At 73.9% G+C, this 22,048-nt stretch carries 17 protein-coding genes; 9 read left to right on the top strand and 8 right to left on the bottom strand.

Translation table 11 applies throughout. The annotated features are described in order from the left end of the window. The first annotated feature begins 32 nt into the window (after positions 1 to 32). From ACFYTE_RS03630 to ACFYTE_RS03650, 5 genes are all read left to right on the top strand, one after another. Positions 33 to 1,052 (top strand): ABC transporter substrate-binding protein, encoded by a 1,020-nt coding sequence (locus ACFYTE_RS03630; RefSeq protein WP_388704368.1) that lies wholly within the window; start codon positions 33 to 35, stop codon positions 1,050 to 1,052. A 112-nt stretch (positions 1,053 to 1,164) separates the two neighbouring features. Next, positions 1,165 to 1,251, top strand: coding sequence for a putative leader peptide (locus ACFYTE_RS03635; RefSeq protein ID WP_310887600.1), 87 nt, complete (start codon positions 1,165 to 1,167; stop codon positions 1,249 to 1,251). An 80-nt stretch (positions 1,252 to 1,331) separates the two neighbouring features. Next, positions 1,332 to 2,534, top strand: a complete 1,203-nt coding sequence (locus tag ACFYTE_RS03640; RefSeq protein WP_388704371.1) for an LLM class flavin-dependent oxidoreductase — start codon at positions 1,332 to 1,334, stop codon at positions 2,532 to 2,534. A 20-nt stretch (positions 2,535 to 2,554) separates the two neighbouring features. Beyond that, positions 2,555 to 3,934: an NtaA/DmoA family FMN-dependent monooxygenase gene (locus ACFYTE_RS03645; RefSeq protein ID WP_388704374.1), complete on the top strand. Its 1,380-nt coding sequence runs from the start codon at positions 2,555 to 2,557 to the stop codon at positions 3,932 to 3,934. Positions 3,935 to 4,160: 226 nt separating this feature from the next. Then, the gene (locus ACFYTE_RS03650) at positions 4,161 to 5,291 is read left to right on the top strand and encodes an LLM class flavin-dependent oxidoreductase (protein WP_388704375.1); all 1,131 of its coding nucleotides are present in this window, start codon (positions 4,161 to 4,163) and stop codon (positions 5,289 to 5,291) included. A gap of 169 nt (positions 5,292 to 5,460) precedes the next feature. Here the strand turns inward: ACFYTE_RS03650 and ACFYTE_RS03655 are convergent, their stop codons facing one another. After that, complete coding sequence (locus ACFYTE_RS03655; RefSeq protein WP_388704378.1) at positions 5,461 to 6,567, bottom strand: M12 family metallopeptidase; 1,107 nt, start codon at positions 6,565 to 6,567, stop codon at positions 5,461 to 5,463. A 95-nt stretch (positions 6,568 to 6,662) separates the two neighbouring features. Between ACFYTE_RS03655 and ACFYTE_RS03660 the strand changes: the two genes are divergently transcribed. After that, positions 6,663 to 8,606, top strand: a complete 1,944-nt coding sequence (locus ACFYTE_RS03660) for a LuxR C-terminal-related transcriptional regulator (RefSeq protein ID WP_388704380.1) — start codon at positions 6,663 to 6,665, stop codon at positions 8,604 to 8,606. Between the two features lie 183 nt (positions 8,607 to 8,789). On the opposite strand, the gene ACFYTE_RS03665 is transcribed toward ACFYTE_RS03660, so the two are convergent. Continuing rightward, complete coding sequence (locus tag ACFYTE_RS03665; protein ID WP_388704383.1) at positions 8,790 to 11,393, bottom strand: CHAT domain-containing protein; 2,604 nt, start codon at positions 11,391 to 11,393, stop codon at positions 8,790 to 8,792. Positions 11,394 to 11,522: 129 nt separating this feature from the next. Between ACFYTE_RS03665 and ACFYTE_RS03670 the strand changes: the two genes are divergently transcribed. Next, positions 11,523 to 12,977 carry a S8/S53 family peptidase gene (locus ACFYTE_RS03670; RefSeq protein ID WP_388704386.1) on the top strand — a complete coding sequence of 485 codons (1,455 nt, stop codon included), beginning with the start codon at positions 11,523 to 11,525 and terminating at the stop codon, positions 12,975 to 12,977. After that, positions 12,974 to 13,612, top strand: coding sequence for an RNA polymerase sigma factor (locus ACFYTE_RS03675; protein ID WP_388704389.1), 639 nt, complete (start codon positions 12,974 to 12,976; stop codon positions 13,610 to 13,612). Before ACFYTE_RS03670 ends, ACFYTE_RS03675 begins: the two co-directional genes overlap by 4 nt. Here ACFYTE_RS03675 and ACFYTE_RS03680 read toward each other — a convergent pair. Continuing rightward, positions 13,501 to 14,019, bottom strand: coding sequence for a hypothetical protein (locus tag ACFYTE_RS03680; RefSeq protein WP_388704392.1), 519 nt, complete (start codon positions 14,017 to 14,019; stop codon positions 13,501 to 13,503). The genes ACFYTE_RS03675 and ACFYTE_RS03680 overlap by 112 nt on opposite strands. A gap of 54 nt (positions 14,020 to 14,073) precedes the next feature. Here ACFYTE_RS03680 and ACFYTE_RS03685 point away from each other — a divergent pair, with 54 nt between their 5' ends. After that, positions 14,074 to 14,559, top strand: coding sequence for a hypothetical protein (locus ACFYTE_RS03685; RefSeq protein WP_388704395.1), 486 nt, complete (start codon positions 14,074 to 14,076; stop codon positions 14,557 to 14,559). Between the two features lie 70 nt (positions 14,560 to 14,629). Here the strand turns inward: ACFYTE_RS03685 and ACFYTE_RS03690 are convergent, their stop codons facing one another. The 5 genes from ACFYTE_RS03690 to ACFYTE_RS03710 all read right to left on the bottom strand — a co-directional run bounded on the left by ACFYTE_RS03690 (position 14,630) and on the right by ACFYTE_RS03710 (position 21,914). Continuing rightward, complete coding sequence (locus ACFYTE_RS03690) at positions 14,630 to 15,427, bottom strand: N-formylglutamate amidohydrolase (RefSeq protein ID WP_388704398.1); 798 nt, start codon at positions 15,425 to 15,427, stop codon at positions 14,630 to 14,632. Positions 15,428 to 15,600: 173 nt separating this feature from the next. Continuing rightward, the gene (locus ACFYTE_RS03695) at positions 15,601 to 17,820 is read right to left on the bottom strand and encodes an NADP-dependent isocitrate dehydrogenase (protein ID WP_388704399.1); all 2,220 of its coding nucleotides are present in this window, start codon (positions 17,818 to 17,820) and stop codon (positions 15,601 to 15,603) included. Positions 17,821 to 18,768: 948 nt separating this feature from the next. After that, on the bottom strand, positions 18,769 to 19,857 hold the full coding sequence (locus ACFYTE_RS03700; protein ID WP_388704402.1) for a mechanosensitive ion channel family protein: 1,089 nt from the start codon (positions 19,855 to 19,857) through the stop codon (positions 18,769 to 18,771). A gap of 217 nt (positions 19,858 to 20,074) precedes the next feature. After that, positions 20,075 to 20,869 carry an enoyl-CoA hydratase gene (locus tag ACFYTE_RS03705; protein ID WP_388704405.1) on the bottom strand — a complete coding sequence of 265 codons (795 nt, stop codon included), beginning with the start codon at positions 20,867 to 20,869 and terminating at the stop codon, positions 20,075 to 20,077. A gap of 67 nt (positions 20,870 to 20,936) precedes the next feature. Beyond that, positions 20,937 to 21,914 carry a YbhN family protein gene (locus ACFYTE_RS03710; protein ID WP_388704408.1) on the bottom strand — a complete coding sequence of 326 codons (978 nt, stop codon included), beginning with the start codon at positions 21,912 to 21,914 and terminating at the stop codon, positions 20,937 to 20,939. Between the last annotated feature and the right edge of the window lie 134 nt (positions 21,915 to 22,048).

The following is a 22,048-nucleotide window of genomic DNA, read 5'->3' on the forward strand; positions in this document are numbered from 1 at the left end:
ACCCAGCTCACCCCCAGCGACGAAGGACAACCATGCCCAGCCAGCTCTCCAGACGCCGTCTGATCCGCGGCATCACCGCGGTCGCCGCCGCAGCCACCCTCGCCACCGGCCTCACCGCCTGCGGGGGCGACAGCGATGCCGCCACCACCACCGACACCGCGGGCACGGTCACGGTGGGCCGGGTGTCCAACGGCGCCGCCACACAGACCGAACTCAAGGTCGCGGAGGTGAAGTCGATCAGCGCCGAACTGCCCGCATCCGTCCGCGACAGCGGCACCCTGAAGATCGTCATCGGCGCCCTGCCCGACGGCTTCCCGCCGCTCGCGTACGTCGGCTCGGACCAGAAGACCCTCACCGGCGCCGAACCCGACCTCGCCCGCCTGGTCGCCGCCGTGCTCGGTCTGAAACCGGAGGTCTCCAACGCCACCTGGGAGAACATGTTCGTCGGCATCGACAGCGGCCGGGCCGACATCGGCTTCTCCAACATCACCGACACCGAGGAACGCAAGAAGAAGTACGACTTCGCCTCCTACCGCAAGGACAACCTCGGCTTCGAGGTGCTGAAGAAGAGCACCTGGAACTTCGACGGCGACTACCGGAACCTGGCCGGCCGGACCGTCGCCGTCGACAACGGAACCAACCAGGAGAAGATCCTCCTGGAGTGGCAGGCGAAGCTGAAGCAGGAGGGCAAGCAGCTCACCGTCAAGCACTACGCGAGCAAGAACGCCACCTCCCTCGCACTGACCGGCGGCAAGATCGACGCCTACTTCTCCGCCAATCCCGGGATCGCCTACCACATCAGGCAGACGGCCACGTCGCCGAACCCGACCCGCAGCGGCGGCACCTCCTCCGGCGCGGGCGCCACGCTCCAGGGCCTGATCGCGGCGACCACGAAGAAGGGCAGCGGCCTAGCCCGGCCGGTCGCCGACGCGATCAACCACCTGATCGAGAACGGGCAGTACGCCAAGTGGCTCGCCGCCTACAACCTGTCCGACGAGTCCGTCACCAAGGCCGAGGTCAACCCGCCCGGACTGCCCCTCGACAACTCCTGACCGCCGCGGAAGCGGCTTGGAACACACCGGACGGGCGGCGTGTTGTGACTGAAGTCGAGATGTGCACGGCGCGGCCGCACGGCCGCCGAGACGACGGGCGGAGGTGACGGACATGATCCGGGTCCGTCGCGCCGTCCGGCTCCACTCCCGGCCGCACATCGATCTGCTGCGCGTCGCCGGCGCGCTCTGTTGTTCCTGACCCGTTGCCCCATCCGCCACCGCCCCGACGGCCGGGGCGGGCCGGCGATCCCGTACGGACCTCCAGGAAGGCGCCCAATCGTGTCCTCATCCTCCCCTGCCCCCCTGCATCTCGCCGTGGCGCTCGACGGCACCGGCTGGCACCCCGCCTCCTGGCGCGAGCCGGCCGCCCGCCCCCGCGACCTGTTCACCGCCGGCTACTGGGCCGACCTGGTCGCCGAGGCGGAACGCGGCCTGATCGACTTCGTCACCGTCGAGGACGGCTTGGGCCCGCAGTCCTCGCGCTTCCTCGACCCGGACGAGCGCACCGACCAGGTGCGCGGCCGGCTCGACGCGGTCCTCGTCGCCTCCCGTGTCGCACCGCTCACCCGCCACATAGGTCTGGTGCCGACGGTGGTGGCCACGCACACGGAGCCGTTCCATATCTCCAAGGCGATCGCCACCCTCGACTACGTCAGCGCCGGCCGCGCCGGCCTGCGTGTCCAGATCACCGCACGCCCCAACGAGGCCGCCCACTTCGGCCGCCGCACCCTCCCGAGGATCGACGCCTACGACAGCCCGGCCGCCCAGGACCTGGTCACCGACCTGTTCGACGAGGCCGCCGACCACGTCGAGGTCGTCCGCCGGCTCTGGGACAGCTGGGAGGACGACGCCGAGGTCCGGGACGCGGCCACCGGCCGCTTCATCGACCGGGACAAGCTGCACTACATCGACTTCGAGGGCCGGCACTTCAGCGTCAAGGGCCCGAGCATCACGCCCCGCCCGCCGCAGGGGCAGCCGCTCGTCACCGCGCTGGCCCACCAGACCGTCCCCTACCGGCTCGTGGCCCGCCAGGCCGACGTCGGATACGTCACCCCGCACGACCCGGATGAGGCCCGCGCGATCGTCGCCGAGATCCGGGCCGAACAGGCGGCGGCCGGCCGCGCCGAAGAGCCCCTGCACATCTTCGGCGACCTGCTGGTCTTCCTCGACGACGACCCCGCCGAGGCGTCGGCGTGCCGCGCCCGCCTGGACGAGTCGGCCGGCGAGCCCCACCCCTCGGACGCCCGGATCTTCACCGGCACACCCACCCAACTCGCAGACCTCCTGGTCGAGTTGAGGCAGGGCGGACTCACCGGCTTCCGGCTGCGGCCCGCCGTACTCGGCCACGACCTGCCGCGGATCACCCGGGGCCTGGTGCCCGAACTCCAGCGCCGGGGCCTGTTCCGACGCGCCTACGAAGCCGACACCCTGCGCGGGCTGCTCGGGCTCGCCCGCCCCGCCAACCGCTACACAGCTGCCTGAGCCGGAGGGACCGCACCGACATGAGCAAGCCGCTGAAGCAGATCCACCTCGCCGCCCACTTCCCCGGCGTCAACAACACCACCGTGTGGAGCGATCCGGCCGCCGGCAGCCACATCGAGTTCGCCTCCTTCGCGCACTTCGCACGCACCGCCGAACGCGCCAAGTTCGACTTCCTGTTCCTCGCCGAGGGCCTCAGGCTGCGCGAACAGGGCGGACAGATCTACGACTTGGACGTCGTCGGCCGGCCCGACACCTTCACCGTCCTCGCCGCGCTGGCCGCGGTCACCGACCGGCTCGGCCTGACCGGCACCATCAACTCCACCTTCAACGAGCCCTACGAGGTGGCCCGCCAGTTCGCCAGCCTCGACCACCTCTCCGGCGGCCGGTCCGCGTGGAACGTGGTCACCTCATGGGACGCCTTCACCGGCGAGAACTTCCGCCGCGGCGGCTTCCTGCCCCAGCAGGAGCGGTACTCCCGGGCCAAGGAGTTCCTGGCCACCGCGAACGAGCTGTTCGACTCCTGGCACGGCGACGAGATCCTCGCCGACCGGGCCACCGGCACCTTCCTGCGCGGCGCTCGGGCCGGCGCCTTCGTCCACCGGGGCCGGCACTTCGACATCCACGGCCGGTTCAACGTGCCGCGCTCGCCGCAGGGCCGACCGGTGATCTTCCAGGCCGGCGACTCCGAGGAGGGCCGCGAGTTCGCCGCGGCGAGCGCCGACGCGATCTTCAGCCGGCACTCCACCCTCAAGGAGGGCCAGGCGTTCTACGCCGACGTCAAGCGGCGCCTTGCCGCCCACGGCCGGCGCCGCGACCAGCTGCTCATCCTGCCCGCGGCGACCTTCGTGCTCGGCGACACCGACGCCGAGGCCGAGGAAGCGGCCCGCGAGGTGCGCCGGCAGCAGGTCAGCGGCGCCACCGCGATCAAGCACCTGGAGTTCGTGTGGAACCGGGACCTGTCCGGGTACGACCCGGAGGGCCCGCTGCCCGAGATCGACCCGAACGTGGACGAGGAGCACATCGCGCGGGGCCGCGCCCAGGTGCGCATGTACCGGGATCCGCTGGCCACCGCCCGCGAGTGGCGGGAACTGGCCGCCGCGCACCGGTGGTCCATCCGCGACCTGGTCATCAACACCGGCAACCGGCAGACCTTCGTCGGCTCCCCGGCCACCGTCGCCCGCACCATCGACGAGTTCGTCCAGGCGGACGCCGGCGACGGTTTCATCCTCGTCCCGCACATCACACCGGGCGGCCTCGACGCGTTCGCCGACACCGTCGTCCCGCTGCTCCAGGAACGCGGCGTCTTCCGCGCCGACTACGCGGGCACCACCCTGCGCGACCACCTCGGCCTCGCCCACCCCGACGACGCGCGGGGCGAGCGGGAACGGGCGGCCTCGTGAAGTTCCTCGCCACACAGGATGCGCTCGCCGCCCGCCGGCCGGTCTTCGAGGGCAACCTCGCCTTCCAGCGGGCGACGGGCCTGCCCGTGGTCTTCGAGCCCCTGGAGGACTTCGTCGAACGCAGCTCGGCGCCGATCGGCAGCCCCCAGCAGGTCATCGAGAAGGCCCGGTGCTCGCGCCACCGGACCCCGCACCCGTGCCCGACGCGCACTGAGGGAGAGCCCGCATGTCCTCCAGCACACCCCTCGGCGTCCTCGACCTGGTGCCCGTCTCCTCGGGGGCCACGGCAGGCGAGGCGCTGCGCAACTCCATCGACCTGGCCCAGCGTGCCGAACGCCTCGGCTACCACCGGTACTGGTTCGCCGAGCACCACCTCAACCCCGGGGTGGCGGGCACGTCACCGGCGGTCGTCCTCGCCCTGACGGCCGCCGCCACCTCCACCATCCGGCTCGGCTCGGGTGCCGTGCAGCTCGGCCACCGCACGGCGCTGAGCACGGTGGAGGAGTTCGGCCTGATCGACGCGTTGCACCCGGGCCGCGTCGATCTGGGCCTCGGCCGCTCGGGCGGCCGGCCACCGGGCGAGCGGGCGGCCCTGCCCCCGACGGCGACCCCGGTCGTCGACGGCCGCGCCCCGGGCGGACTGCTCATCCCGCCCCGGTTCTCCTTCGAGCGGCTGCTCGGCTCGCCCAGGATCGCCCTCCAGCGGCGGCTCCTGCAGTTGCCGGGCGCCGAGTCCCAGGACTACGCCGAGCAGGTCGACGACATCCTCGCCCTGCTCGCCGGCACCTACCGTTCCGCGGAGGGCACAGAGGCGCACCCGGTGCCCGGCGAGGGCGCGGACGTCGAGGTGTGGATCCTGGGCAGCAGCGGCGGCACGAGCGCCGAGGTCGCGGGCCGGCGCGGGCTGCGGTTCACCGCGAACTACCACGTCAGCCCGGCCACCGTCCTGGAGGCCGTGGACGGCTACCGCGCGTACTTCGAGCCCTCGGACGACCTCGCCGAACCGTACGTGAGCGTCTCCGCGGACGTCGTGGTCGCCGAGGACGAGGCCACCGCGCACGACATCGCCACCGGGTACGGCCTGTGGGTGCGCGGCATCCGTACCGCCGAGGGCGCCATCGCGTTCCCCACCCCCGAGGAGGCCCGCGCCCACGCCTGGTCCGACGAGGACCGGGACCTGGTGCGCGACCGCGTCGACACCCGGTTCGTCGGCTCCCCGTCCCGCGTCGCCGACCAACTGGAACAGCTCCAGGAGGCCACCGGGGCCGACGAGTTGCTCATCACCACCATCACCCACGACCACACGGCCCGGGTCCGTTCCTACGAACTGCTGGCCCGGGAGTGGCAGCGCCGGTGAACGGCACGCAGTGAGTGGCGTGGTCGAGGACGTCACCAACGATGTCCCGCTGAGACCCTGCTCCCCCGAACAGTGTCTGAGTGACATCGTCCCCCGAAGGTGACGTCCTCGACCGCTCCCCCGGTGCCGGACTGTGGTCCGAGCGTCCGCGTGGCGCGGTCCTGTGCTGTCACCAGCACATGACGGCCGTCTCGCCCGTTCCCCACGTGGAGTACAGACGGACACGGACGAAATAGCGGCGGCCCTTGACGAGCCTGACCCTGAGTACGGTGTTGTGCGGTGTGCCCCCGTCGTCCCGCCCGGCGAGATAGCGCGGTACGCCGTCGCGTTCCTCGAAGGCGACGACCACGCCGTCCCCGTCGCCGAAGGTGCCCACCGAGTAGTCGCGGGTCTCGGGCGGATCGACGGTGAAGTCGGCCTGCTCGCCCGGCCCCAGGCTGAGCGGCGCCGAACGGAACGGCACCAGCGCGGCCGGCCCGTCGAGTCCGCCCGCGGCCGGGCCGGGGCCGGCCGGCGGATACCAGCGCAGCACGAACTCCTTGTCGGCCGGGGACAGCGTGCCCGGCGGATGCAGCCCCCCGTGGTACTGCTCCGGTTCCAGGACCAGCCCCGCCTCGAACGGGAAACCCATCACGGACTGCGGATCCCAGACGGACCCGTTGACCTCGGCCGGGTCCAGCTTGCGCAGGATGTTGAAGAACGTCCTGTCCCGGCTCCAGTGGTTCGGCGGACCCGCCAGGTCGGCGTAGACCGCCTCGTCGTCCCAGTGGATGCCGGCCAGCGGGTTCTGGTGCTCGTGCTGCATGCCGAGCGCATGCCCGATCTCGTGCAGGGCCGTGACCCGCTCCCCGGCCCGGGTGAGGTCCCAACCGAGGTTCATGGTGCGCTCGTTGAGGCCGACCGCGAGGGCGTCCCGGCCCACCTGCGACCAGGAGCCGTCACCGTACTGGAACCCGATCCGCAGCTCCGCCTCGCGCCGGTCGGCGACCTCGGCGAAGGTCACCCCGATGCCGAGGTCCTGCCACTGACGGAAGCACTCCCGCACGACATCGCACTGTTCCTTGGCGCCGGCCCACGGCACCCACCGGGTCTCCCCGGTCCCCGGCACGGGGATGACCGAGCCGTCGGTGTCGGCGTCGAAGAAAAAGTAGTGCAGGACCGTGCCGTTGACCCACATCCGCCGCCCCGCGACGAGCGCGCTCAACCGCTCGGCGGCCAGCCCCGGCGCGAAGGACGGGGCGGGCTGCTGCGGAAGTGAGCAGTAGCGCTGGGTCATGCGCCAAGACTGCCGTCGGCCCGGCCCGGCGCGCCTGAGTCGGGGGCTACTCAAGTCCCCCTGTATCAGACGTGAGTAGCGGGACTCTCCATGACGTGACGACTTACGTACAGGACGCCAAGACCCTCGAACTGCCCTGGCCGTTCACCGGCCGGGAGGACGAACTGGAGCTGATCCGCCGGTCCCTGGCCGCGGGACGGCAGGGCATCGTGGTGACCGGCCCGGCCGGCCGCGGCAAGACCCGGCTGGTCACGGAGGCCGTGCGCGGCACCGACTGCGCCCGGGTGACCGCGACCCCCGAGGCCCGCTCGCTGCCCTTCGCCGCGTTCGCGCCGCTGCTGCCCGGGACGGTCTCACTGCACCGCGCGGTGCAGTCGCTGTCCGGCGCACGCCTCCTCGTGGTCGACGACGCCCATCTGCTCGACGAGGCCTCGGCGGCCCTGGTCCACCAGCTCGCCGTGCACGGCCGCACCCGGCTGATCGTGATCGCCGACGACCGCACCCCCGTCCCGGGCGCGGTGTCCCGGCTGTGGACGGGTGAACTCCTGCCGCGGCTGGCCCTGGAACCGCTGCCGCACGAGGAGACGGCCCACCTGCTCGCCCGCGGCGCCGCCGCCCTGGAACCGCTCACGGTGCGCCGGCTGCACCGGATCTGCCAGGGCGATCTGCGGCTGCTGCGGGACCTGTCGGGCGCGCTGCGCACCCAGGGGCTGCTCACCCCGGTGCCCGGCACGGACACATGGGCCTGGCGCGGCCCGGTGCCGATGACGCCCACCGTGCGTGAGCGCGTCGCCGACCTTCTGGACCGCTGCGGTCCCGGCGAACGCGACGTGCTGGAACGCCTCGCCTTCGCCGAACCCCTGCCGCTCCACCTGGACGACCTCGACCTCGACGCCCTCGAACGCGTCGAGGCCGACGGCCTGGTCCACGTCGACGACCACGGCACCGTCCGCCTCGCCCACCCGCTGCACGGCCCGGCGCTGCGCGCCTGCGCGGGACGGCTGCGGGCCCGGCGACTGGCCCGCGACCCGCGGCAGCACGGCCCGGCCCTGGCCGCCGAACAGCACGCCCTGGCCCGGCGGATCGACGAGCAGGACGTACGGGCGCTGCCGGCCCCGGTGGGGGAGTGGCTGGTCGCGGAGGGGGCGGCGGTACCGGCGGGATACGCGGCGCTGCGGGCCCGGTTCGCGCGGCTGCGCGGCGAGTTGCGGGAGGCGGCGGCATGGGCGCGGGAGGGGCTGCAGGAGACGCCGGGCGACGCCTCGTGCCGTACCGAACTCGCCCTTGCCGCGGCCCAGTCGGGCGAGGTGGGCCGGATTGGCGGGGACCCGGCCGACGGAGCACCGGGCGGGCGGGGCCACGGCGGCGCAGCGGCCCGCGCCGCCGGGCCGTCGACGGCGGACGGCACGGCGGTCTGGGCCGCGGCGGCGCGCGGCGATGTGGACGGCGCCCTACGGGCACTCGCCGGCCGTGCCGATGACGCCGACGGCGCCGACGGTCACGACGCCTCCGGTGACCCGGGCGGCCGGCACGCCACCGCGTACGCCCGCTACGACGCCGTACGCCTCGGCGCGCCCGAGCCGGCCGCCGGACGGCTGCCCGGCGACGGAGTGCTGGCCCGGCACGCCGACGCGCTCGCCCGCGGCGACGGTCCCGCTCTCGACCGGGCCGCCGCGGCGCTCGCGGAGCGCGGCTTCCTGCTGTTCGCGGCCGAGGCGTACGCCCAGGCCGTACGGGTGCACCGCGACCCCGGTGCCGCCCGCACCGCCCGCACCCGCGCGGTCGCCCTCGCCCGCCGCTGCCAGGGCGCCCGTACCCCGGCGCTTGCCGGGCTGGTGCTCGGCGAACTCACCGCCCGGCAGCGGCAGATCGTCACCCTCGCCGCCGCCGGGCTGAGCAACCGGCAGATCGCCGAACGGCTCACGCTGTCCGTCCGTACCGTCGGCAACCACCTGTACAGCGCCTACACCCGGCTGGGCGCCGGCGACCGTGCCGCGCTGCCCCGGCTGATGGAACAACCTGACACCGCATCGGCCTGACACCGCACGCCGCACCGGGCTGACGCCGCGCTGCGCTGACGCCGCGCTGCGCTGACGCCGCGCTGCGCTGACGCCGCGCTGCGCTGACGCCGCGCTGCGCTGACGCCGCGCTGCGCTGACGCTGTGCTGGCTGACGCCGCACGGGCCGAGGCTGCATCGGTCCGACCGGTCGTCGGGCGGGTCTCATGCCGCGCCGAACGCTGCGAACGCCCATCCCGTCGCCTGGTGGACCGCGTCGCCCGGCAGGGCCGCCCGTGCGTCGCGCAGGGCCTCGGCCAGGGAGAGTCCCGCGTCGAGGCCCTTGTGCAGGGCGAGCATCAGCGGCACCACCGCGGCGTCGTTGACGGGCGCGCTGCTCGCCACCACCCCGGCCGTGCCCAGCGGGAGCAGCGCGGTGACCAGGCCGAGCAGTTCATCGGCGCCGACCGAGGCGAGCCGGGCGGTGTCGCAGCTGGACAGGACGATCCGGTACGGGCTGCGGTCGAGGCGTTCGAAGTCGTGCACGATCAGCGGGCCGTCGGCCATCCGCAGCGAGGAGAACATCGGGCTGTCCGCGCGGAACGTGCCGTGCGCGGCGAGGTGCGCCAGCGCCGCCCCGTCCAGCTCCCGCAGCACGCGCGGCACCCGCGCGTCCGCCTGCTCCAGGACCGTCGCCGTGCCGTACCGGCCCGCCGCCTCGGGCACTTCGGCGCCGCCGGTGGCCAGGCCCGGCCCGCGCACGAAGACATGCCGGCCGCCCGGCGGCGCCTCGGTCTCCCGGGCCCGCAGCCAACTGCCCGCCGACGGCGAGACGCTGAGCACCCGCTCGCGCAGCGCCGGCAGCAGCGCCCAGGGCACCCGGTGCAGCGCCCCGGGCGGCACGATCACGACCGGGCCGCCGCCCAGCCGGCGCACGGCACCGCCCAGCAGCAGCTCCTCCAGCCGGCGGCCGGCCGCCTCCACCACCGGCAGCCGCCCCTCCGCCCCGGGATGGGCGAGCCGCCGCAGCCCCGCCTGGACGTGTTCCGCCTCGGTCAGCGCCTGCGCCAGCGCCCCGCCCTCGAACCGCCGTACCCGGCCCTGCCCGCACAGCAGCACCTGCACCCGCCCGGCCAGCACGGCGAGTTCGACCAGCGTCGTGTCACCGAGCCGCGCCAGCAGCCGGGCGGTGTCGAAGCGGCGGCCGTCGCCGGAGGCGTCGCCGCGCATGTGATGGGTCCGGGAGCGGATCTCCCGTTCCAGGCGCCGTTGTTCGCGTTCCAGGGCGGGCACCGGACGGCCCTCCACCCGGGCGGCCTCCGCGCGGGCCGCGATCTCCCGGAACGCGGTCAGCCCGCTCAGCAGCGCCGGGTCGGCGGGCGGCCGGGTCGGCGGCGCGGACAGCACCGTGGCCCGCCACCGCTCGCTCCACTCCAGCAGCCGCCGCGGACCGCCCCGGGCCAGGCTGGCCTGCTGGGCCAGCGCCGCCAGCTCCGCGCCCTGCGCCGTGGCCCGGGCCCGCAACTCCGAGGCGCCCAGCGTCATCCGATGGTCGTCGAGCACATCGAGCCCGCGCCGGCAGGCCTCCAGCACACCCCGCCCGGAACCGGCCGCCCGCGCCCGCAGCGCCTGCGCCGCCCAGCCCGTCATCCGGGCCAGCGGCGGGCCCGCGTGTCTGCTGCGCGCCGCGAGCGCCAGATGCCGTTCCGCGTCCGCCGTCCAGCCCAGGCCGAGCGCGATCCGGCCCGCCAGCAGGGAGGCCTCCGGCGCGGCCGGCGAGCCGAAGGACGCCAGCCGCTCGGCGACCGCGGCGGTGTCCGCGACCAGCCGCCCCGAGCCGCGCCCGGTCGCCACCCGCGCCTCGATCAGCACCAGCCGGGCGTGCGTCTCCCACCAGGCACGCCGCTGCGCCGCGAACAGCCGTACGGCGACGGCGGCTCGGGCGATCGCCGTGTGCGCGTCGCCCGCCGAACGGGCGGCCCGTGCGGCGGCCAGCAGCAGTTCCGCCTTGCGGGTGGACTGCCCGCCGATCCCGTCGAGCGTGGCGATCGCCGCGTCCGCCTCGGCCAGTGCCTCAGGGGCCAGCCCGGCGGCCATCAGCACCTCGCAGCGGCGGATGTTCAGCATGAAGGTCGGCGTGCCCAGCTTGGCGTACCGCTCCTCGGCCTCGTCCAGCAGGCGCAGCGCGGCCGGGATGTCGCCCGACCGGAACGCGGCCAGCCCCCGGCTCTCCACGGCGTCGGCCTTGTCGTGCTCCTGGCCGGTGGTCTCCCACAGCCGCTCCGCCGCCGTGAAGTCGGCGTCCGCCCGGTCCACCGCGCCGAGCGCCAGATGCACCGTGGCCCGCAGCGTCAGCGCCCGCGCCGTCCAGATGACGTCATCGGCCTGGCGGAGCACGGAGATCGCCCGGCGCACGTCCTCCAGGGCCTCCCGGTGGCGGCCAAGGACCCACCAGACGTAGGCGCGGCGATACAGCACCCGGGCCCGGGTGTGCCCGGTGCCCCGGGCCACCCCGCGCTCGAACGCCGTCAGCCCCTGCCGTGTGCGCCCCGCGTGCACGAGTGCGACCCCGAGGGTGGCGAGGACATCCGCCTCGCGTTCGGCGGACTCGGCGCGCGCCGCGAGGTCACGGGCCCGCCGCAGATGGCGCAGCGCGATCCGCAGGTCGCCGAAGTCCCGCTGCCAGATGCCGATCACCTGGTGGGCGACGGAGGCGTGCAGCGGCGGCGGACCGGTCTCCAGCACCCGCTCCGCGCGCGCCAGGGCCTCCATGGGGTCGGCGAACACCATCGGCAGCAGTTCGAGAACCGAGTCGCTTCCCGCTGTCACCCCTCGGATGGTAGTGGCCCAAGGCTGCACGTCACACGGGTTTGACGCAGGGGATGACGGTATCGGCTGTATCAACCGGCGGCCCCGGGGCTCTGACTGACGACCGCCGCCCGAGTGGGAGGACACGCCATGGCACCACAGCGATTCCGCGAGCAGTTCGACCAGATCCAGCGCTCGATGCCCGACGTCCCGCTGGCGATGGGCCCGGACGACTCCGCCGAGTTCTTCTACGAGAAGGGCGTCGTCCTCGCCCGCGACGGCGAGGAGGCGCGCGTCGTCGAGGAGGCCGTGCGCAGTCACTTCGCCGCGGCGCCCGACCTGGCCGCCGACGACGTGCGCCGTGCGGGCCCGCAGACCGACCGGACCGGTATCACCCGTATCCGGGTCGGCGACCCGGGCCGCGGGGTGCGCGACGGTGACCCGGCCGTGGCACGCGCGCTGCGCGCCCTGCGCGAGGCGGAGGGACGCCGCGGACACCGGCTGGTCAGCCGTAACCACGTGGTCTCGATCGCGGTCAACGCCTGTCCCGGCGACGAGCCGGTGCCCGCCCCGGCCGGCGAGCCGCCCAACCCGGCCGCGGACGGCACGCCCTACGACCAGGACACGGCCGTCGGCGTCCTGGTCGTCGACACCGGCCTCATGCACGACCACCGCTGCTACCCGCCGCTCGCGCACACCGAGGGCGACGGGCAGGTCGCGGAGACCGACGAGGAGGGCGTCCTGCGGCAGTACGTCGGTCATGGCACGTTCATCGCCGGGCTGGTCGCCGCGGTCGCGCCCAACACCGACATCACCGTGCGGGGCACCCTCAACGACGCCGGGGCCATCCTGGAGTCGGAGTTCGGGGCCAGGCTGTTCGAGGCCGTCGACCGGAACGGCTGGCCGGACGTCATCAGCCTGTCCGCCGGCACCTCGAACGGCCGCGCCGACGGGCTGCTCGGCGTCGACGCGTTCATGCGTGAACTGCGCGAGCAGCACACCCTGTTGGTCGCCGCGGCCGGCAACAACGGCAGCGCCACCCCGTTCTGGCCCGCCGCCTACGCCTCGTTGCCCGGCTACCAGGACGCCGTGCTGTCGGTCGGCGCGCTGCGCGGCGACGGCGAGCGGGGCGCCTGCTTCAGCAACCACGGCCCCTGGGTTGCGGCCTACGCGCCCGGTGAACGCCTCGTCAGCTCCCTCACCGGCTTCGAGACACCCGTGCCGTATGTGTACCAGCACTCCACCTACGACGCCTGCCGGTATGGCTTCAGCTACGCCTGCACCTGTCAGTTCCCACGCCACACGGGCGTGTTGAGCGAGGAGGGCGAGGAGAACGAGGAGGGTGACAGCGACCCGGGCGAGCCGGACCGGGTGACGTTCGCGGGGTTCGCACACTGGAGCGGGACCTCGTTCGCGACCCCGCTGGCCGCCGGGCTCGTCGCCGCCCACATGAGCGCGCACAAGGAGAGCGACCCGCGCGCGGCCCGCAGGCAGCTGCTCGAAGCCACCACCGCGTACGCGGAAGTGCGCGGGGCGTACGTGCCGGCGCTCCTGCCACCCACCTGGCGCCCGGCTCCGGTTGTCCGACCGGACGCCGAGGCATGACGGCCGGAACCGCCCCCTCCACGGCGTACGATGACAGGCCGTACACGAGGGGTGGGGCTGTGGAGCGAGCAGAGGTCGGCGCGCTGGTCCGGGCCGCCGTCGACGGCGACGCGGGGGCCTGGAAGGCGCTGGTGGAAGGGCTGAGTCCGCTGGTGTGGGCGGTGGTCCGGGCCCACCGGCTGTCCGACGCCGACGGCCACGAGGTCTACCAGACCGTGTGGTTCCGCTTCGCCCAGCACCTCGGCCGGATCCGTGAGCCGGACAAGGCCGGGTCCTGGCTCGCCAGTACGGCCCGGCACGAGTGCCTCAAGGTCATCAAGAGCCTCACCCGGCTGATGCCTACGGACGACCCGCTCGTCCTGGACCGGGTGAGCGAGGACCGCACCCCGGAGCAGTTGCTGATCGACTCCGAGGAAGCGGCCGCCGAGGCCGAGCGGGTGCGCCGCCTGTGGCAGGAGTTCGAGGAACTGGGCGACCGCTGCCGCCGGTTACTGCGCGTCCTGATGGCCTCGCCGCCGCCCAGCTATCTGGAGGTGTCGGCCGCCCTGGGCATCGCGGTCGGCAGCATCGGACCGCTGCGCCAGCGCTGCCTGCGCCGGCTGCGGGCCCGGCTCGACGCACGGGGGGCGGTATGAGCGGCATGCGGGAGGAGAACGACCGGTACGACGAGAGCCACCGGCACGATGAGGCCGACCGGCATGGTGAGGCCGACCGGCATGGTGAGGACGCGCGGCGTAGTGCGGCCGAGCGGCATGGTGAGGCCGACCGGCATGGTCAGGTCGAGCGGCACGGTGGCGTCGAGCGGCACGGTGTGGTCGAGCGGCGTAGTGGCGTCGAGCGGCATGGTGACGTCGACCGGCACGATGAGGCCGACCGGCATGGTGAGGACGCGCGGCATGGTGAGGACGCGCGGCATGGTGAGATCGAGCGCCACGGTGGCGTCGAGCGGCACGGTGTGGTCGAGCGGCGTAGTGGCGTCGACCGGCATGGTGACGTCGACCGGCACGGTGAGGACGCGCGGCGTAGTGACGTCGGGCGGCATGGTGAGGGGGAGTGGGAACTTGGCGCGGATGCCTTCGACCGGGCCGAGTTCGACGTGGCTGAATTTGGTTCGGCCGGGTTCGATCCGGCTGGGTTCGATTCCGCCGGGTTCGACGACGGGCTGCTGGAGGAGGAACTGCGTCAGGCGGCCGCCGTCCGGGACCCCGTCCCCACCGAGCTGCACCAACTGGCCCTCGACGCCTATGCGTTGTACGACCTCGACGCCCGCGTCGCCGAGCTGACCTTCGACTCCCTGGTGGACGCCCTGCCCATCAGAGGAGTGACGGACGCGCCCCGCATGCTCACCTTCCACGCCGGCGAACTGACCGTCGACGTCGAGGTCACCGGGCAGGGTCTGCTGGGGCAGGTGCTGCCGCCGCAGCCGGCGCGGATCGAGGTGCTCGGCGGGCCGCAGTCGGCGCTGCCGGTGCCCGTCGACGAACTGGGCCGCTTCACCAGCGACGCGCGCCCCGCCGGCCCGTTCGCGCTGCGGCTGCGCACGGGCGGGGAGGTCGTCGTCACCGAGTGGCTGCGCGCCTGACGCGGCCCGCGCCACCGGGTGACGGGCAGCGGCGACGCCCCTGCGCCGGAGCGCTCCGGGCGTAGGGGCGTCAGCGGCCCGCACCGTCCGCCAGGGCGGCGAGCGCGGACGCGAGCCGGTGCAGCCCGGTCCCGGCCGGGCCGCCCGGCTCCGTCATATAGCCGTCCCTGCGGATCTCCACCATCAGCGCGCCGACCCGGGGCTGCGTCCCGTAGAACTCCAGCGGCACGTACGCCCCGGCGAACGGACTGTCGAGCCCCGTCCCGCCGCACCCGGCGAACGCCTCGCGGGCCAGTTCCACCAGCTGGGCCGGGGTGTGGAAGGCATCGGTGCCCAGACAGACCGGCGGCCGGGGCCCGTCGCCGTGCAGCTCGTAGGGCAGCGGTTCGGTGGGATAGGAGTGCACGTCGATGACGACGGCACGGCCGGTCGCGGCGAGCCGGTCCCGCACGGCCTCGGTCATGGCCCGCGCGTACGGCCGGAAGTACCGCTCGATCAGGGGCTCCGGATCGGTGTCGGCGGGCCGCAGCGTCCCCCGTCGGGTGGTCCCCGTGTAGACGGCCCCCATCCCCGCGGACAGCATCTCCTCCCGCTCGTCGGGGAACCGCTCCGGATCGACCACCAGCCGGGACAGCCGGTTCACGAACCGCCACGGGGTGAGCCGGGCCAGCCCGGCCGCGACCTCGGCCAGCTGAGCCGTGTGCGCGTCCGTGATGTCGTCCAGCTCCCGCTCCAGCGCGGCGTCGTCCAGCACGATGCCCGCGCGCACCGCCGCCGGTATCTCCCGTGCGGAGTGCGGCACATGCAGGATCACCGGAGAGGCCGCGGCGCCGGGGAGCAGTTCGAAGGACGGTACGGCGGCATGCATGCGGTGGCTCCCTGGGCGCTGTCGGCGGTACGGCGGACGATCACGGCCCACCGTACGCACCGTACGCGGCGCCCCGGGCGCCGCTGGACATGGCTCCGCCCCAGCCGGGCGGTACGCCGGCCGGGGCGGAGCGGACGGGCCGCGGGGTGCGCGTGCGGCCGCGGGACGGGAGGTCAGCTCAGGGCGGCGAGCGCCTCGTTCCAGGTGGCCGACGGGCGCATCACCTTGTCGGCCTTGGCGCGGTCCGGCCGGTAGTAGCCGCCGATGTCGGCCGGGGAGCCCTGGACGGCGATCAGCTCGTCCACGATCTTCTGCTCCTGCGCTCTCAGCGTCTCGGCGAACGCGGCGAACGCCTTGGCCAGTTCCGCGTCGTCGGTCTGCCGGGCCAGCTCCTGCGCCCAGTACAGGGACAGGTAGAAGTGGCTGCCGCGGTTGTCGATGCCGCCCACCCGGCGGGTCGGCGACTTGTTCTCGTTGAGGAAGCTCGCCGTGGCCCGGTCCAGGGTGTCCGCGAGGACCTGGGCACGGGCGTTGCCGGTGGTCTTCGCGTACTGCTCGAAGGACGGCACCAGCGCGAAGAACTCACCGAGGGAGTCCCAGCGCAGGTAGTTCTCCGTGACCAGCTGCTGGACGTGCTTGGGCGCGGAACCGCCGGCCCCCGTCTCGAACAGGCCGCCGCCCGCCATCAGCGGGACCACGGACAGCATCTTGGCGCTGGTGCCCAGCTCCAGGATCGGGAACAGGTCGGTCAGGTAGTCGCGGAGCACGTTGCCGGTGACGGAGATGGTGTTCTCGCCGCGGCGGATGCGTTCCACGGACAGCTTGGTGGCCTCGACCGGAGGCAGGATCCTGATGTCCAGGCCCTCGGTGTCGTGCTCCGGCAGGTACGCCTTGATCTTCTCGATCAGTACGGCGTCGTGGGCGCGGTTCTCGTCCAGCCAGAACACGGCCGGGTCGCCGGAGGCGCGGGCGCGGGTCACGGCCAGCTTGACCCAGTCGCGGATCGGGGCGTCCTTGGTCTGGCAGGAGCGGAAGATGTCGCCGGCCGAGACGGTCTGCTCCAGGACGACGGTGCCGGCCTGGTCGACCAGGCGGACGGTGCCCGTGACCGGGATCTCGAAGGTCTTGTCGTGGCTGCCGTACTCCTCGGCCTTCTGCGCCATGAGGCCCACGTTCGGCACCGAGCCCATGGTCGACGGGTCGTAGGCGCCGTGCGCGCGGCAGTCGTCGATCACGGCCTGGTAGACGCCGGAGTAGCTGGAGTCCGGCAGCACCGCGAGGGTGTCGTGCTCCTGGCCGTCCGGGCCCCACATGTGGCCGGAGGTGCGGATCATGGCCGGCATGGAGGCGTCCACGATCACGTCGGAGGGAACGTGCAGGTTGGTGATGCCCTTGTCCGAGTCGACCATCGCCAGCCGGGGGCCCTCGGCCAGCTCGGCGTCGAAGGACGCCTTGATCTCATCGCCGTTCGGCAGGGACTGAAGGCCCTTGAAGATGCCGCCGAGGCCGTCGTTCGGGGTCAGACCGGCCGCGGCGAACGTCTCGCCGTACGTCGCGAAGGTCTTCGGGAAGAAGGCGCGCACCGCATGGCCGAAGATGATCGGGTCGGAGACCTTCATCATGGTGGCCTTCAGATGCACGGAGAACAGGACGCCCTCCTCCTTGGCGCGGGCCACCTGCGCGGTCAGGAACTCGCGCAGCGCGGCGACGCGCATCACGGAGGCGTCGACGACCTCGCCCGCGAGCACCGGTACGGACTCGCGCAGCACGGTGGTGGAGCCGTCGTCGCCCTTCAGCTCGATGCGCAGCGCACCGGCCTCGGAGATCACCGCGGACTTCTCGGTGGAACAGAAGTCGTCGACGCCCATGGTGGCCACGTTCGTGCTGGACTCGGGGGTCCAGGCGCCCATGCGGTGCGGGTGGGTCTTGGCGTAGTTCTTCACCGAGGCCGGTGCGCGGCGGTCGGAGTTGCCCTCGCGCAGCACCGGGTTGACCGCGGAGCCCTTGATCTTGTCGTAGCGGGCGCGGATCTCCCGCTCCTCGTCGCTCTTCGGGTCGTCCGGGTAGTCCGGCAGGGCGTAGCCCTTGCCCTGCAGCTCGGCGATCGCGGCCCTCAGCTGGGGGATGGAGGCCGAGATGTTCGGCAGCTTGACGATGTTGGCCTCGGGCGACCTGGCCAGCTCGCCCAGCTCCGACAGGGCGTCCGGGATGCGCTGGTCCTCGTTCAGATACTCCGGGAAGACGGCGATGATGCGGCCCGCCAGCGAGATGTCCCGGGTCTCCACGGCGACACCGGCCCGCGAGGCGTACGCCTGGACCACCGGCAGGAACGAATGCGTCGCCAGGGCCGGGGCCTCGTCTGTGTAGGTGTAGATGATGGTCGAGTCAGTCACCGGGTGCTCCGCTCCACGTCTGCAACATTGCTCGACATCAAGATATCTCGTGCCGCCCCCCAACTCGACAGCACCCGACAACTCGCCCCCACCACGATCCCTGCCCTCCGCCCAGCGGCCCGCCGACCGGGGCCGACGCGGGCACCGGGAGCGGCCGGCCGGGGGCGCGCAGCGCCCGGCTCCGGGCCCGGTCGCACCACACGGAAAGCGTGCCTTCCCCCGCCAGAAGCCCGGCGAGACCCGCCGGGGCTTACGGCTTGCCAGGCGCAGCGCTCACAGGACGGGCCCTGCGGCACTGGCGTGGGACAACCGGACCACCGGCGGGCGGCCGTCGGCGGTGGTCCGGTTGTGCGGCCCGGCGGCCGGGGCCGGCGTGGGCAGGGCGGGCCGGGCACGGCCGGCCGTGAGGAGGGGGCGTAGGCGCCCTCGGGATCGCTGGGCGGGACGGACGGAATCGGACGCATGTCCCGCGTCGGGTTGGCCTGCCGGGGCTCGGTGCACGGGCTCGGGTTCGGTTGTGTCGCGCCGTCCGCTGCGCGCAGGGCGTGGCTTCGCGTGGTGGGTGTGCCGGGACGAGCCGCCGGGCCTGCGGTCGTGCGGCGCGTTTGCGTGTTGGGTTCGGGATGCCGGGGGCGTGGGGGCGGTGTCGGGTCGCGCCGCCACCGCCGCCACCGCCTCCACGCCGAGACCGTTCACTGCTGTGCGGCCACCCGGTCGGGGCCCGGCGCCCGGCTCCGGGTTCGGTTGTGCCGCGCTGTCTGCCGAGCGGGAGCGCGCGCTCGTCGCGGCGGGCGTGCCGCGAGGGGCCGCCGGGGCAGCGCCCGCAGGGCAGGGCCTTGGCGTGGGGTGATCGGGCCACCGGTGGACGCGCGGTCTGGTTTGGCTCCGGTGTCGGGGCGGGTGGCGTGGGTCGGGGTGTGCCCGTTCCGTGCCGTTCGCGGGCGGGGGTCAGGGGTGGTGTGGGGGCGTCGGTTCGTTGTCGGTGGCTCGTTGGTGGGGGATCAGGAGCGCACCCTGCTGGAGGGCCACCGTCCGTGCCGGGGCCGGGATGCGGATGCTCTCCTCGCGGTAGCGCCGGTGCAGGCGCTTGATGAACTCGTGCTTGATCCGGTACTGGTCGCTGAACTCACCCACGCCGAGGATCACCGTGAAGCCGATCCGGGAGTCCCCGAAGGTGTGGAAGCGGATCGCGGGCTCGTGGTCGGGGACCGCCCCGGTGATCTCCGTCATCACCTCCGTGACGACCTCGCCGGTCACCCGCTCCACCTGGTCCAGGTCACTGTCGTAGCTGACGCCCACCTGCACCAGGATCGTCAGCTCCTGCTCAGGACGCGTGAAGTTGGTCATGTTGGTCTTCGCGAGCTGCCCGTTGGGGATGACCACCAGGTTGTTGGAGAGCTGGCGGACCGTCGTCTGCCGCCAGTTGATGTCCACGACATAGCCCTCCTCCCCGCTGCTCAGCCGGATGTAGTCGCCGGGCTGCACAGTCTTGGAGGCGAGGATGTGGATGCCCGCGAAGAGGTTGGCGAGGGTGTCCTGGAGCGCGAGGGCCACGGCCAGACCGCCGACGCCGAGGGCGGTCAGCAGCGGCGCGATCGAGATGCCCAGGGTCTGCAGCATCACCAGGAACCCGATGGCGAGGACCAGCACCCGGGTGATGTTCACGAAGATGGTGGCCGAACCGGCCACCCCGGACCGGGACTGGGTGACCGTGCGCACCAGACCGGCGACCACGCGGGCCGCGGTGCCGCTCACCACGAGGATCAGCAGCACCTGCAGGGCCTGGTCGGTGTGGTGCCGCACGGTCCGGGTCAGCGGCAGCACGGCCGCCGCGACGGCCACACCGCCCGCGATCGCCGCCCAGGGCACGACGCTCCGCAGGGAGTCCACGACGACGTCGTCGCCGCTCCAGCGGGTCCGCTTCGCGTGCTTGCCCAGCCAGCGCAGCAGCGTCCGTGACAGGAACGCCGCCACCAGGCCCGCCGCCACGGCGATTCCGGCGAGGATCAGATCGTGCGCGGTGAGTGCCCGGTTCACCGGTCACCTCCGGTGCGGCGCCGTGCGGCGTGCCGGGCGTCCGACGGCCGGATGCGATGTCTCGTCACGTTGTCACCTGTTCGTGTCCGGGATGTGCGGGCGCGCCGGTTCCACGGTGCGAAGGACCGCCGCGCTCGTTCATCCTGCCGTATCCGGCACGGGAGTTCGCACCACGGCCGCCCCGCGGGAGGCGGCCCCGGCGGGCTTGGCCCGTGGTTCACAGGTCGGTGAAGGACCCGTGCCGGCCCGCGCCGTCGGTGAACCGGGCCGCCCCGTCCACGGCCTCGCCCAACACCGCCGAGCCGTGCCGGAGTTCGTTGCGCAGCGCGGTCGGTTCCGGCAGCCCCTCCTGCTCCAGTACCGACGCCCGGTCGGCACGCAGACACGCCTGCGGGAAGCGCGCGAGGGCCGCGGCCAGCGCCTCCGCCTCGTCCCGCGCCCGCCCGGCGGGCACGATCCGGTCGGCCAGGCCCATCTGGTATGCCTCCCGGGCCGGGACCGGCCGCCCGGTGAGGATCATGTCCAGGGCCCGGCCGGTGCCGATCAGCCGGGGGAGCCGTACCGTGCCGCCGTCGACGAGCGGGACGCCCCAGCGGCGGCAGTACACGCCGAAGACCGCGTCCTCCTCCGCCACCCGCAGATCGCACCACAGGGCGAGTTCCAGACCCCCGGCGACCGCGTGCCCGGCGACCGCGTGCCCGGCGACCGCGTGCCCGGCGACCGCGGCGATCACCGGCTTGGACAGCCGCATCCGGGTCGGCCCCATCGGGCCGTCGCCGTCCTCGGCCACCCGGTTGCCCCGCCCCGTGCCCAGCGCCTTCAGGTCCGCGCCCGCGCAGAACGTGCCGCCCGCACCCCACAGCACCGCCACCCGCGCCTCCTCGTCGGCCTCGAACGCCCTGAAGGCGGCGGCGAGTTCGGCCGCGGTCGGCCCGTCAACCGCGTTGCGGACCTCGGGCCGGGACAGCACGACGGTGGTGACGTGTTCCGCGCGTTCCAGGCGCACCGGCACGGACGCCTCTCCTCCCTGGCAGGCCGGCCGGGCCGCGCCCCCGGTCGGCTCGGAGGCCAACTCTGCCTCAGATCACCTTCAGCCGCACCAGCGCGCCCAGCGTCAGCGCCCCTGGCAGCAGCGGCACCCACACGGTGATGATGCGGTAGGCGAGGACCACCGCGGTGGCGACCGCGACCGGTCCGCCCGCCGCCACCAGGGCCACGATCAGCGCGGCCTCGACGGAGCCGAGGCCGCCCGGCGTGGGCACCAGCGCCACCGCAACCGTCGCCGCGAGATAGGCCAGCGCCATGTGGGCCGGCGCCACCGGCAGGTCCAGTGCCCGCCCCACCGCGGCCAGGCCCGCGGCCTGCAACGCCGGGAAGGCCAGCGATCCGCCCCACAGGGCCAGCGCCCGCGACGGACGCGTGTGCACCGAGCGTGCCTCGCCCAGCGCGCTGCGCAGGAAGGACCACACGGCCGTGCGCAGCCGCCGTACGAGCGCCAGCACGCCCGCCGCCACGGCCAGCAGCAGGGCGGTGGCCAGCAGCAGCGGGCCGAGCGCCCCTGCGGGCAGCAGGCCGCCCACCCGCAGCGCGTGCGGGAAGGCGATCAGCAGGGCCGCCAGCAGGCCCACCCGGCCCACCGACTCGGCCAGCAGATACAGCGCGACCGCGGCCGAGGAACGGGCGAGCGGCACCCCGCACACGGTCATGAAGCGCAGGTTCACCGCGCTCGACCCGAGCCCCGTCGGCAGCAGGTGGTTGGCCGCGTACGCCGCGAACTGGGTGGCCAGCAGCCGTCGTTTCGGCAGCGGCTGCACCACCGCACCCTGCCGGGTCACCGCGGCCGCCACCCAGGTCAGGCAGGTGGCGCCGCCCGCCGCCAGCAGCCAGGGCCAGGACGCGCTGCGCAGATGGCCGAAGCCCTCGGCGAGCACGGAGCGGTGCTGCACCGCGATCACGGTGACGAGCACGAGCGGGGCCAGGCACAGCACCTGGCGGACGGGGAGGCGCCGCAGGAGACGTCGTGCCCCGCGGGGATCGGGGAGGTGTGCCGCTGTCACATCCGGAGAGGTTTTCCGCACCACGTCAACGGCGGGTAGCCGGATCGGGGACGGCGGCTTACGTACGGGAAGCGGATGAGGGCGGGGCCGCCTCGGGGGCCGCGCGCGGAGCGTTGTTCCTGCGCTGTTGACCT

Origin of the sequence: Streptomyces sp. NPDC004629 (assembly GCF_042873595.1) — a bacterium.
In the GTDB taxonomy this organism is placed as follows: domain Bacteria; phylum Actinomycetota; class Actinomycetes; order Streptomycetales; family Streptomycetaceae; genus Streptomyces.